This window comes from Paenibacillus sp. FSL A5-0031 (assembly GCF_001956295.1).
Classification (GTDB): domain Bacteria; phylum Bacillota; class Bacilli; order Paenibacillales; family Paenibacillaceae; genus Pristimantibacillus.
The window spans coordinates 305906-317883 of record NZ_MRTD01000005.1 but is presented as its reverse complement, the minus strand read 5'-3'; the positions used below and the strand labels follow the sequence as shown (position 1 = coordinate 317883).

Below are 11978 nucleotides of genomic sequence, written 5' to 3'. Positions count from 1 at the left end.
TCTAGGCATGGGATATAGATCTTATATTTGTAATTTCCATATGATCGCAAAACCATCTTAACTGCTCGCGCTGCTATATCCCCTCACAGCCTGTTTCCAAAGCAGCCGTACAGCTGCGAAGAGCAGGAGCGATCCGATCAGCGCCATTCCTGCATATAACCAGCTGAGCTGTCCAAGCAAGAACATCGGTCCGAAATTAGTAATAAGGAACAGCGGAATAACGAAGGTCCCGATTCTGCGAACCCAAACAGGATAAATAGCCATAGGGAAATTGTTGGCATCCCAAGCGGAATGGGCGATCTCCGACATAGCCCCCGTCTGGACGAACCAGAATGAAAGCAGCGCTGGGATAATCATTAGACAATACGTGATGACAACGGAGACCAGCAGCATTAAGGCAAATCCCGCAAGTTGAACGAATGACAACGGAATATCCATCGCATGCCAGCCGATACCGATCATAGTGAAACCGACCAAAATATCGGGAATTGGCAGCGCCAGATCGACGTATCGCAATGATGCCATGAACTGCAGGGAAACGGGCTTCGTAATCATCAAATCAAGCGAGCCGTCTTTAATATACTCAGGAATTTTCATGAAATTTGTAAAAAACAACCCGACATACATTCCCGTAACGACGGTGTGCATGCCTATAAATAGAAGCAGCCCTTCGGGCGGTATGCCTTCTACATGCAGATCAGTGCGGAACACGACAAGCACATACAAAAGCTTGGCAAGCAGATAGACAGATTCGACAAGCAGGCTCATCACAAAATTGCCCCGAAACTCCATCTGAGCGATGAGACAATTTTTGATGAACATACCGTACAGGCGCAAATATTTTCTCGCAATTTTAAACATATGGAACGTCTGCTACCCCCCAACCGCCGAATATTTCTTTATGGATACGCGCCACGTCAGACGGGAAATGAACAAGAAGAGCAATATCCATCCACCCTGAATAAACAGCCCCTGATACATAGCCATCGTCCCTGTTTTACCGCTCAGAACATTCACCGGAAAATAAATGGTATACGGAAAAGGAGTATATTGAAGCGCCTTTACAACCGATTCCCCGAAAATTTCCAAGGGGAACATGCCACCGCTCAAAATATTGACTAGCAAACTTGTAATCACAAAAAAGTATGAGATTTCATGCAAATAAAACGCGCTGGCGCAAATGCAGTAGGCGATCAAAAAGTTGAGCAGAAGCGCACCCCAGAGCGTCACAGCGAACAAGATTATACGAACGAATTGGATATCTAGCACTTCCCTAGCGGCTGAAATCCAGATAATACAAATCAGCAAAATTGCAGTAATACCGTAATAGATCGCCTTTTGACCGAAAAAGGACATCAGCCGGTATCCGAAGTAGCTGACTGGCTTAATCAAATATTTGTTAAGACCGCCATTCTTAATATCGTCGGCAATCTGGTGCTCAAACTGGGTAGCAATCAGCTTGGACACCAGCCCTGCCAAGATCGTATACAAAATAATTTGACCATACGAATACGAGAACAACGCCGCCTTGCCGGAATGTTCGTACACCGCCGTCCAAATAAAATATTGAACGAGAATCGGAAAAGCAGCCCCAAGAAGACCAAGAAAGAAGTGAAATCGGTATTCCATCGAATGCTGGACGCCTACCCTAAAAACTGCCATGTACAATCTGCGTCTGTTCATCCTACGGCTTCCTTGCGATAGAGCATGGAAATGCTCTCCTCGATCGGTACGTCTTCTATCGTCCAGTCGATGATTGGAAGCGAATCAAGCAAGGCGCGCGACACTTCCTTCAAGCGATGCTTCGGCAGCTCTAGAACAACGTTGTATTCGTCTCCGCTTACCATTTTCCCGAATTTGGCCAGCCGCTGCTGGGCAACAGGTTCGGAGAAGTGCAGCCTTACAATTTTCTGCTCGCCAAACAGATCGTTGATCTTGTGAAGATCGCCATCGTACAGAAGGCTTCCTTCATTAATAATGATCGTCCGCTTGCAGAGGTCCTCCACATCCTTCATGTAATGGCTCGTAAGCAAAATCGTCGCAGCAAACTGCTCATTGTAGTATTTCAGAAACTCTCTAACCTTCTTCTGGGAGGGGAAATCAAGCCCGATCGTCGGTTCATCGAGATAAAGCAGGCTAGGGCGGTGGATAAGTGCGGCGATCAGCTCCATTTTCATCCGTTCGCCCAGCGACAACCTGCGCACCTGCACGTTCAGAAGATCCTGCACATCTAGCATTTCCGATAGCTCAGCAAGACTCCGATGGTAGAGAGCATCCTCGACGTCATAAATGCATTTGTTCAAATAAATCGATTCACTAGCTGGAAGGTCCCACCAGAGCTGATTTTTCTGCCCCATCACAATGGAAAAAAGCCGTTTGAACTCATTCTTCCGCTCCCATGGCACATAACCAAACACATCGGCTTCTCCGCCTGTCGGATAAAGAATGCCAGACAGCATTTTGAGCGTTGTTGTTTTACCCGCCCCGTTAGGTCCGAGAAATCCGACGCATTCGCCGGGGCCTATGTCAAAAGAAAGAGATTTGACCGCTTCCTTCACCAGCGACTTGCGAGCAAATAAATTTTTCAACGAATTTTTAAGCCCCGCTGCTTTCCGGTAGTACACGAACGATTTGTGCAGCTCCCGCACACGGATATAGTCCATCCCCGTTCCTCCTGGCTTAAACTCCATTGTTGTACAGCAGCACACACTTAGAGCATATCGGCATTAAACCGCAGGCAACAATTTCGCGCTGTTTACGAAGATCTTCACCGTGAAAAACATCGGCTACACTTTCTTCATACAAATTGCCGACGCTGAATTCCGGGAAAAATTTGCATGGATTCACTTTGCCGTCCGGCATCACATCCATCCGATTCGAGATCGAAAAGCACTTCGTACGATTCATAGCCGGTTTCTCGCTGCCCCGAATAAATCCTTCCACCTCTTCGGGCTCCAGTGCAGGCTGATAACGGACACGCACATTCCAAATTCGAGAATTTACGCGTTTAAGCTCTTCGAGCAAAATATCAAAATTGTCTGGCGAGATGTGAAACGTGAAGGAGTGCCAACTGTTCTTGTGAGCGTCTGCAAAGCGGGAGGCAAGGTGCGGGAAATGAGCATCGAAGTAAGTGTCCATTCTATCCGCCGTATCAGAAGGGATATACCAGGGGAAGCAGAAATAGACAGAATCTACGCCCATCTCTTCAAAAAATTCCATAAAGCTGTAAAGCTTGCCGACCATCTGGTCGTTAACCGTCAACGCCACAGAAACCTTGCCTTTATATATACCCTGCTTTTTCAGATCTAGCAGCAACTGGATTGCATGGATTACTTTTTTAAACGTGCCTTTACCTCGGATTGCGTCATTTTCCTTCTCGAAGCCTTCAAGGCTGACCAGCATAACCAGATTTTCTGACATTTTCAAAATGGAATCCAGCTTCTGCTCAATGAGAATCGCATTCGTGCAAATCGTCGTGTACCGCTCTTCTTTGGATAGCAGCTCTGCCAGCTCATCGAATTTGGAGTAAAATAACGGTTCGCCGCCCCACAGGAAAACACGTGATTTGCGTGCTCTTGTTTCAGCCAAAATCTTCTCCACGACGGGAATATCGATTTCATCTTTCTTCACTTCTTTGGCAAAACCGTGATGAAAGCCATCCGGATTCCACTCAAAGCAGTGTGTGCAGCGTAGGTTGCAGCCATTATTAAGCTTGATTCCTATCTCATAAGGCACAGGGGCTGCATAAGTTGGATCATCTCTGCGCTTCCTTCCGGTTTCCGCCAGCGGAACCAGCGTTCTTTTCATATTACGAAACGTGATTTGGTCAAACGTAACTGCTGTTTTCGGCTGCATAGGTGATCCTCCCGAAATGGTTAATTTTTGACCGCTGCTCTAACAATCGTCTGCAAGTCTCCTCGAGCAAATGCTCCGAAAAACGTTGAGTTTTCCACTCCGTAAAGCGGATTCCGAGTCCACATGATTCCCAATAGGTTGAATTATGAAGCTCATGGTCGCCGAACGGCTCCAACATGACAAAAGGGATTCCAAGCGACAACGAGTCGTTCAAAGTCGCTCCCCCTGGCTTACTGATGATCGCCCAGCAATTGCGCATCAGATCGGTGTAAGCTGAGTAATCCTTGAGGGGATACTCCCTGAGAATTCCGTTTTCACGGATATACTGAATCATAGGCGGGAAAGAATGTCTCCCTTGTTTGTCCCTGCTCCACGGGTCCCAGGAGACCTCCATCCCAAAATATCGCATGGTCCCGTCGTCCTCCTCCACCTCTGAAGGATCGTAAACAATGACATCCAGACGGTGTCCGAGCATTCGAAGCTCTGAGATCGTCTTGGCGTAGGTGCCGATTCCCCAGCCACCGCCATGAATCAGAATGCGTCCGGCGCGGTGCCAGAAAGGCAAAGGCTCCGCTTCGTCTGAAGCAATGTAACTGCCCGGAGACATTTTTTGAAGCTCGTAAAACCAAACGTTCTTATAGACGGGGTACAACTGCTTATGCACCTTAAACGATGGGGTATCCCACGCATCCAGTCGGATCAGCCGGATGTCCAATTGCTTGTTAGAATCTGCCTTGTAACGCTCCAGTATAGGCAGCCAGAAACCCGTAAACACCGCAAAACGGGTGACATCGGCCTGTTTCCAAGCGTTCAGCAGTATTTGAACCTCTTCCTCGTCCAAGGAATTGTCAACGGGTTTGGCCAGCTTATGCCCCATAAGAGCAACGGCGAAATCCGCATGAAATGCTTTTTTGGTGGATCTGATCTTGCTTCGCACTTTTTCGTCATACAAGCTCTCCAGAACGTAAATATCCGTTTCGACTCCTATGCTTTGCAGGTACGTATGCAGATGCATAGCCGGAATGTACGCGCCGAGCGAATTACCCGACGCCAGCAAAATAACTGAAGATGAATTCATGCTCAGCTCCCGCGTTCCAAATTTAGTTGTACACTTTAACGGATAAGTCTGCGAGCACCTGTCGCAAGCTGTTAATCAGTTCGCTGCGGTGTTCATCATCTCGGCCTACGACCGAGACATAAAGCCGTCCTTTCGGCATGCCTCGTTTGTTCTGCGTTCCCTCCGCCATTCGGCGGCGAGTCAGAATCTCATTTATCATTACGGTATTGGATGATAGAGGAACAACCCCGTACCCTGAGGGGGTTGTCAACAGAAGTTCAGATGCGTGCAATGCGTGCAGTAGAGTGCCAAACTCGAAGCCTTCCGGTAATCCGAGGGATAAAAACGTAAGCCAGCCGCTATGTCCGTACGTTTCCCAACATCGATCGAGATACGCGTTAATAAGACCCATGGACTTGCGGGCGTTAATTTCTACAATCGATACGACTTTTTCGTCCTCCAATATCATGGAGTCAAAGCAGACAAAGCCGTGGTAGCCGTCTCCCGCCAGCAGCCGGAGCGCCTTCTCCATCACGTTGAAATAGCCAGCGTTCTCCAACATGCTGATAAAAACTTCATCCGCTTTGATAGACCCGCTGTAGTTTTGCTGGTGATTAATCATCCGCTGAACTGAAATGAACGCCGCCTCGCCACTCTCCTTGATGAACCAGTGAGAGCTGAAGTCGGTCTTTTTCTTTAGCAACGGCTCAAGAAGGAATTGAGAGCGCAAACCTCTTTCCTCCTGTTTATGCAAGTGATCCGTTATTCTTCGTTGCATGGATTCGCTGTCAATGAGCATATTGCCTTTGCCAGCAACGCCGAAGGGATCTTTCAATAAATAGTGCCCCTGCTTCAATAGAGCACTTCCGATCGTCTCTATTTCTGCTGCACTGTTCGCCTCCATGCCGTAACACTTCTCGCCTATTCTAGCCAAAAGCTCGTTGGAGTACAGCTTTGAGTTCACACGTACAACCGTCTTTAGATCTGGCAGAGAACCGCTAGATTCAACCGCGTGCAGGTATGCTTCCGTATCCGATGTTATGGCGTACGGGGACACCATTTTAGCACCGCGTGAGAACACCTCTTCACCCTGTGATTTCATCTGCTGCAAAACCACACCCTCGGGGAAAACGGAACCGGTTGTCTGAAGCACTTTATTTGCCGGTTTGTTGAGCCTTGCTTGATCGGCCGCAAGTCTGAACATGCAAGATTTGAATAAGTCCGGTTCGGGCAAGGGATCCTTCTCATCATTCAAATCATAGTGATAGCGAGTTCCAAACGAAAAACCTAGCTTATTTAAATACTCATGCAGTGCTGGGTTGATTTTGCAACGGCTATAGAGGATATCATTAGGCCCGCAAAACGGAAAGAGCAGCTCATCCATGCACAGCACAATGGACTCACTATCCTTGTCCGGCATAGCAGGCAGCCGGGCCAGATCAGGATCTCTCCACCTCGTTTCGGGGTCGAAGGTACCCATAACCATTTTCACAATCACGTCGGCTTTACGACTTAGCATCTTCGTACAACGGCTGGCCTTGCGGCTGGCAGCTTTTCACAAACTGAATAAAAGCTCCGATCGACTGGAGATGCTCATAATCGAATTCGTCATAGTCAATGGCCACATTCAACTGATCCTCGACTTGGAGCATAAATTGGATCATTTGCAAAGAATCAAGGCCAATATCATTGTTCAGATTCGTTTCAGGGGAGAGGGAATGGCGGAGTTCCGGCTGGTCTTCTTTGATCGTGCACAAAATATCAGCGATTTTATCGAACATTACTACACTCCTTTAAAGGTTAAATGTATGAGGACCATCCGAATCCTCACTTTCACAAATTCCAACCAAATAAAAACTAATTCTTTTTCATCCCTCCAATTCCTATAAATTACAATTATTATCATGCTCTAGCAAGAATCTGTCAACGAAAACAGAGTAGATCATTTACACTATTTTTCTATATAATTTCGTGAACACCCTTCGAATAGGTAGCAAGAATCATCTGATTTTGAACCTTGACATTGGAATACGACAAATTCATACATCAATATTGATTGATTATACTCAAAACCGACCACACATTTAGGACTTTTTAACCTAAAATTCAAAAAACTTATCTAAACATTATTTTATTGCAACTATTTTTAGTTTTTTGTACTATTTTCATCTAAAACAAAAAATCCCCCCGGAGCTCCCATTCAACTCCGAGGGCTTAATTCGTTTATAGCTGTAGCTGCCACAACGCGGGAACGTTGCTAGGCTCCCAGCCTGCTAACGAAGTGTGCGGTTGGATACATTTATACGTCGCACCATTGTATGAGACTAGAGCATTCGCTGCATATGCCGTGTTAGCAGCCCATGGTGTAGCGCTTGGTCCTTGAGCCGTCGTAGCGGTAACTGCGTTGCTGTTGCCGGATTCGTTTTGAGATGGATCAATAGCACGAACCGTGAACGTATAGGAAGTATTAGGAGTAAGACCGGTAACGAGCTTCTCAGTAGCTGTGCCCGTTACGGTTGCAACGACATTTGAACCGACATAAATGCGGTAACCAGCGATGCCAGAAGCATCCGTTGAGGCGTTCCACATCAATGTAAGTGAGTTTGAGCCAGCCGCTCCCATGACATGAAGTCCAGACGGATTAGTTGGTGGAGTCGTATCGTTCGGGATCTGAACCGTCGTTATTTGTACGCTATTGCTGGCTGGAGATCGATTACCGGAGGAATCAAACGCTTTGACGGTTAAGTTATAGGTGGTTCCGGCAATCAAATTGGTCAGGTTGACATTTAATTGATTTCCCGGAACGGTAGCTATTGGCGAGGTGTTAGAGCCGGAATAAATCTCATAACCTGAGACACCATTATTGTCCGTTGAAGCTCCCCATGATAGTGAAGCTGTTGTTGTCCCGACTGTACCTGCTGTAAGGTTCGTTGGAGTAGTTGGGGCAACGTTGTCTGAAGCGCCAAACTGAACATCAATTACGTTATACCAAGCGTTTGGCGTATCATAAATATCCCATACGGCAAGGATGATTTGATAACCAGTTCTCTCTGGTACACTACAGGTATGGGACAATGTTGCAGGTGGCTGTTGACCGTTCCCCTGTACCGTACAGAACGGTGTCAGATCAAGCTGTGCACGTGAAAGCGGAGCATTCGGATTCCAATCTTGCTTGGTAATAAAATAGCGATAACTTGTCGTCGCATGACGCGCTGTAAACTTCCAAGTAAATGTATTGGTACCGCTGCTAATATTGACCTTATTCCAGCGTGTAGCTGTTTGTTGGTCAAGATTTGCGAAGGCAGCAAGGCCGGCACTGGCGATTTTACCATCTGCAGGTCCAGCTGCTGGAAAACCTTTTAATCCTTCGAGGCTTTGCGGTTCATAAATAATTGCACCACAGTTCGTATTCAGTCCGTTTTTACATTGTATCGCCCGACTTGCAGGATTATCGATATAACCATGAGCTGAAACTGGCTTAACCAAAGCAATCATACTGGTTAATAGGAGCAGCAGAACAAGACAAGCAACCATCACACGCTTTTTCAAACTCGAACTCCTATGAATCTGATTCATCATCACATTACCTCCTAGGTTTTTGGTCTGGTTTTAGAATCCATCCATTTCCTAACAGCATGCGGATATCAGTATCATTTCCCCCCTCTCATCATAGCTGCGACGTCTATAAAGATAGGTTCACTTTAAGCAACCAACTCCTTTAAAATCCGAATTTATATAAACTCCTAAGAGCTTATACACGCATTAAAAAATGAGCAGTGAAAGCAAAATGGGTATGGTTTGGATTCATGGGAAGGTGTGAGGTTTGGTAAAAAGCCAAAACTTTCCGGATGTTTGTACCGAAGTGTGGTGGAGATGAATGGCCCTAAAATCGGATTGTAGCTGAGGAATGTTCTATGAATCAATCATAATGTAAACGTTATTATTTTGCACTGCTATTTTAGAACTAATATTTTTTACGCTCAAAATAGGTCTTGCACCCAACCCCAACGACCTAAGCTTATGACACAAGGATGTATTTATTACCATTTTTTGTGTTTAAAGACCTAAATTTGTTTTCGCCATTGCAGCGTATTAGGATACTTGCATTGTTCTCCTATGTTAAATTGCTTTTACTTCTATTTCAGCAATGGTACGCTTATTTTGGGGTTGAACAGGACGATGATTATCAGGGAATATCGCTTGAAATGCTTTTATTTGAGCTTTCGACATTTCGATAGGCTTCTCTAGAACAGTCCACTTCACGCCCTCGGAGCAAGGCGGAGTCGTCAGTGATCCTTGGTAGCGATAAGCGTCCAGATCACTAGGAAGCAGCTTGCTGAGAACAATTTTGTTTTTCAAAACGAAATCAACAGCAGTCTTTGTTTTTGGCAGCTTGGACCAAATTTCAGTCAAGGCCGGGTTTCCTTTACCCTCCTTAATAAGTACGCCTAGCACAGCTAAATTTCCAGTCTTGTTCTTATGTACAAAGTGCAGCTCCAAGGGGGATGCTTTTCCGTCTATTAAATGTTCACTCGGTGTATGGAAATGAAATTGAGCCAATGTGTACTTAGAATCGCCAATTGTCAACTGATTGGCAGCTGAAGCTGTATTGGCTTGAATGGTATGTCCGCTATTGCCGAAGGTAAACGAGGTTGGTTTATAATGGACGGTCACCTTCGTTTTGTTGCCGTTTTTATTAGCTTCGTCACTATGGATATCGATTGGTGATTGCTCCACTCCAGCACTGCAAGCCGCATATTCCGCTGTAAGATGAGCCCAATGCTCCGGTCCAGTACTGCCTTCATAGCTCCAATGCGGTGCTTCGCTCTCGGATTTTGATGCTGGTGCTGCATAAGCGACAGTTGAAGCTAGCAGAACTAGCATAGCTGCGCTTGTGAGTAATTTAGTCAAACGTGTGCTCATAAATCAATTCATCTCCTTAATAAGTTATGATTGAATGATACAAATAACGGTACGCTGCTTCGAACACCTCCTACAGTATAGTACCAACAACTTGGCGCACTGTAAATAAATAGAAATATTTTGTGCGTATTGAATATTTTGAACATAAAACTCATATTTTCGTCATGATGATTACTGGCAAATATAAATAATGGAGCAACTGCCGCAGCAGTTGCTCCACTCTCCCGTTTATCATCTACTTTTTAAAAAACTCTTTATCTTACACCAATCATTAAAAATCGATTTCCACACCGTCGATAGTGATGGCTTCAATCTTTGAAATATCTAAAGGCAAAGTAGGTATGAATTTCGCTTTAACCTTCTCATTATCACTAAAGCTAGTCATAGAATCAAATGTTTGAACTGTGCCGTCATACATTTTAGCAGTTACTGCAATTTCACTAGAATTATTTAATTCACCAATTCCGTATAAGGTTACTCCTAATGGTGAAACGGTCATACGATTGGCCATCCACGTCCCAAAATCCTTGGAAAATGCTGCATTTTTCTCTTCACTAACCGACCGCATTTTAAATATAGTATTCCAGTCGCCTACTGTGTAATTGTTATTAGATACAAAATACCCCATTAGTTTTAGATCGTTTATATTTAAATTATCGATGTCAAAGATATATTCGACATATTCGTTCCCGTAATTCGTATTTCCTAAATCATCAATTCCAAAAGATACATTGGAAGTATGTATCTTATTTCCTGAAGGATCAATAAAATAAAAATATCCATGACTATCTATATCATCTCTGGTCCATTTCGTTTGGATGTGAAGTCGATTATCAATAAAACCTAAATTAGATATATGCATAAACTTTATTTCTGGAAGATAAAGTTTGGTTTCATCTGGCTTTAATACCCGTATTATCCCTTGTTCCTTTAATTTTCCAAAAATCTCCCCACCGCCACCAGGACTATTATTTAAATCTAATAATATCGTTTGAGGTGTATTGTTTTTTGCTTCCATAAGATTAGCATTAACCTTCACTTCTTCAAATGTTTGTTTATGACTTAGGAAAGAGTTGAGTCGAAAACTTATTTTTTTATTATTAAGTCGCTCGCCACCGTTAGCTTGCATTCGTAATGTCGCAGTATGAGTGGTTTCATCGTAACCTACCATTTGAATATTAAACATATGACCTTCAGAAAATGAGTAATCATCATAAAGATCAAGAGTTTCATCTATTCTATTGCCTGTAAGATCTTGCATAGTCACATATATAACTGCCATTTCATCATCATTCATCGCAGCGACTACTTCCATCTTAATACCATCATCTTCACTACTCATTTCGATAGGTTGGAGCATTAACGCAATTTGTGGACTAACGATAGATAATAAATTATTAAAACTTGGCATAGTGGCTGCTCCTACTCCAATCGAAAAAACTAGAGATAAAGAAGCTACCACGGGAAAGACTAACCGCTTTTTAAATTTCCTTTTTGGATGTTCAGATTTCGCCATTTTCACCCCAAGTTTCGCTCTCTCATGTAATTCTTTTGGAATCTCGATTCTATCTAATTCTTGCTTTACTATATTACTCACAAATCCCAACCCCCTTAGCTTGTTTACGAAGCTTATCTAATGCACGATATAATATTGATTTTGACGTCCCTAATGGAATATTTAACATCTCGGCTATTTCTTTAAATGAATAGTCTTCGTAAAATTTTAAAATGACAATACTTTTTTCATCTTCATTTAACTCATCCAATAATTGATCAAGTGTTAATGATAGAGGGATAATTTCAACATAAGGATCAATTAACTCCTCATGCTCTGGTCTTAGTTGAACCACCTTGTTGTTTTTTCTTAAACAATCAATAGCACAACTAATGGAAATTTTAATTAACCATGTTTTAAAATACTCTGGTTTTTTTAATGTATCTATCTTTTTAAATGAACGATATGCCACTTCTTGAACGATATCCAAAGCATCATCTTTATTTTTGACATAAACATAAGCCATTCGAAATATATCTTGTTCATATTTTTGGAATAGCTTTAAAAAGGCTTTATCGTCACCCTTTTGAGCTTTTTCTACTAATCTAATAATCGAAACCCACCCTCTTTATTTTTCTTCTTATACCT

11 protein-coding genes are annotated in these 11978 nt (G+C 43.8%); all 11 read right to left on the bottom strand.

Annotation, left to right across the window (positions count from 1 at the left end):
- Positions 1-57: 57 nt before the first annotated feature.
- On the bottom strand, positions 58-861 hold the full coding sequence (locus BK120_RS11745) for an ABC transporter permease (protein ID WP_076267672.1): 804 nt from the start codon (positions 859-861) through the stop codon (positions 58-60).
- Between the two features lie 12 nt (positions 862-873).
- Positions 874-1683, bottom strand: coding sequence for an ABC transporter permease (locus tag BK120_RS11740; protein ID WP_076267671.1), 810 nt, complete (start codon positions 1681-1683; stop codon positions 874-876).
- Entirely contained in the window at positions 1680-2663 is a 984-nt protein-coding gene (locus BK120_RS11735; protein WP_076267670.1) for an ABC transporter ATP-binding protein, read from the bottom strand. The genes BK120_RS11740 and BK120_RS11735 overlap by 4 nt, the downstream gene beginning before the upstream one ends.
- 16 nt (positions 2664-2679) lie before the next feature.
- Complete coding sequence (locus tag BK120_RS11730; RefSeq protein WP_076267669.1) at positions 2680-3855, bottom strand: radical SAM protein; 1176 nt, start codon at positions 3853-3855, stop codon at positions 2680-2682.
- Entirely contained in the window at positions 3827-4933 is a 1107-nt protein-coding gene (locus BK120_RS11725; RefSeq protein WP_076267668.1) for a glycosyltransferase family protein, read from the bottom strand. Before BK120_RS11725 ends, BK120_RS11730 begins: the two co-directional genes overlap by 29 nt.
- A 22-nt stretch (positions 4934-4955) precedes the next feature.
- A complete protein-coding gene (locus BK120_RS11720) occupies positions 4956-6431 on the bottom strand; it encodes an ATP-grasp domain-containing protein (protein ID WP_076267667.1) in 1476 nt (491 codons plus the stop codon).
- Complete coding sequence (locus BK120_RS11715; RefSeq protein ID WP_076267666.1) at positions 6418-6693, bottom strand: acyl carrier protein; 276 nt, start codon at positions 6691-6693, stop codon at positions 6418-6420. The genes BK120_RS11720 and BK120_RS11715 overlap by 14 nt, the downstream gene beginning before the upstream one ends.
- A gap of 442 nt (positions 6694-7135) precedes the next feature.
- Positions 7136-8488: a lytic polysaccharide monooxygenase gene (locus BK120_RS11710; RefSeq protein WP_076267761.1), complete on the bottom strand. Its 1353-nt coding sequence runs from the start codon at positions 8486-8488 to the stop codon at positions 7136-7138.
- 543 nt (positions 8489-9031) lie between these two features.
- The gene (locus BK120_RS11705) at positions 9032-9835 is read right to left on the bottom strand and encodes a carbonic anhydrase (RefSeq protein ID WP_076267665.1); all 804 of its coding nucleotides are present in this window, start codon (positions 9833-9835) and stop codon (positions 9032-9034) included.
- 271 nt (positions 9836-10106) lie between these two features.
- On the bottom strand, positions 10107-11432 hold the full coding sequence (locus BK120_RS11700) for a DUF4179 domain-containing protein (RefSeq protein ID WP_144376734.1): 1326 nt from the start codon (positions 11430-11432) through the stop codon (positions 10107-10109).
- Positions 11425-11943, bottom strand: a complete 519-nt coding sequence (locus tag BK120_RS11695; protein WP_076267663.1) for an RNA polymerase sigma factor — start codon at positions 11941-11943, stop codon at positions 11425-11427. Before BK120_RS11695 ends, BK120_RS11700 begins: the two co-directional genes overlap by 8 nt.
- Between the last annotated feature and the right edge of the window lie 35 nt (positions 11944-11978).

What these genes read in the sequence shown, in the direction of transcription:
- BK120_RS11745 (WP_076267672.1), bottom strand. Translation starts at nt 861, where the DNA reads ATGTTTAAAATTGCGAGAAAATATTTGCGCCTGTACGGTATGTTCATC.
- BK120_RS11740 (WP_076267671.1), bottom strand. Translation starts at nt 1,683, where the DNA reads ATGAACAGACGCAGATTGTACATGGCAGTTTTTAGGGTAGGCGTCCAG.
- BK120_RS11735 (WP_076267670.1), bottom strand. Translation starts at nt 2,663, where the DNA reads ATGGACTATATCCGTGTGCGGGAGCTGCACAAATCGTTCGTGTACTAC.
- BK120_RS11730 (WP_076267669.1), bottom strand. Translation starts at nt 3,855, where the DNA reads ATGCAGCCGAAAACAGCAGTTACGTTTGACCAAATCACGTTTCGTAAT.
- BK120_RS11725 (WP_076267668.1), bottom strand. Translation starts at nt 4,933, where the DNA reads ATGAATTCATCTTCAGTTATTTTGCTGGCGTCGGGTAATTCGCTCGGC.
- BK120_RS11720 (WP_076267667.1), bottom strand. Translation starts at nt 6,431, where the DNA reads ATGCTAAGTCGTAAAGCCGACGTGATTGTGAAAATGGTTATGGGTACC.
- BK120_RS11715 (WP_076267666.1), bottom strand. Translation starts at nt 6,693, where the DNA reads ATGTTCGATAAAATCGCTGATATTTTGTGCACGATCAAAGAAGACCAG.
- BK120_RS11710 (WP_076267761.1), bottom strand. Translation starts at nt 8,488, where the DNA reads ATGAATCAGATTCATAGGAGTTCGAGTTTGAAAAAGCGTGTGATGGTT.
- BK120_RS11705 (WP_076267665.1), bottom strand. Translation starts at nt 9,835, where the DNA reads ATGAGCACACGTTTGACTAAATTACTCACAAGCGCAGCTATGCTAGTT.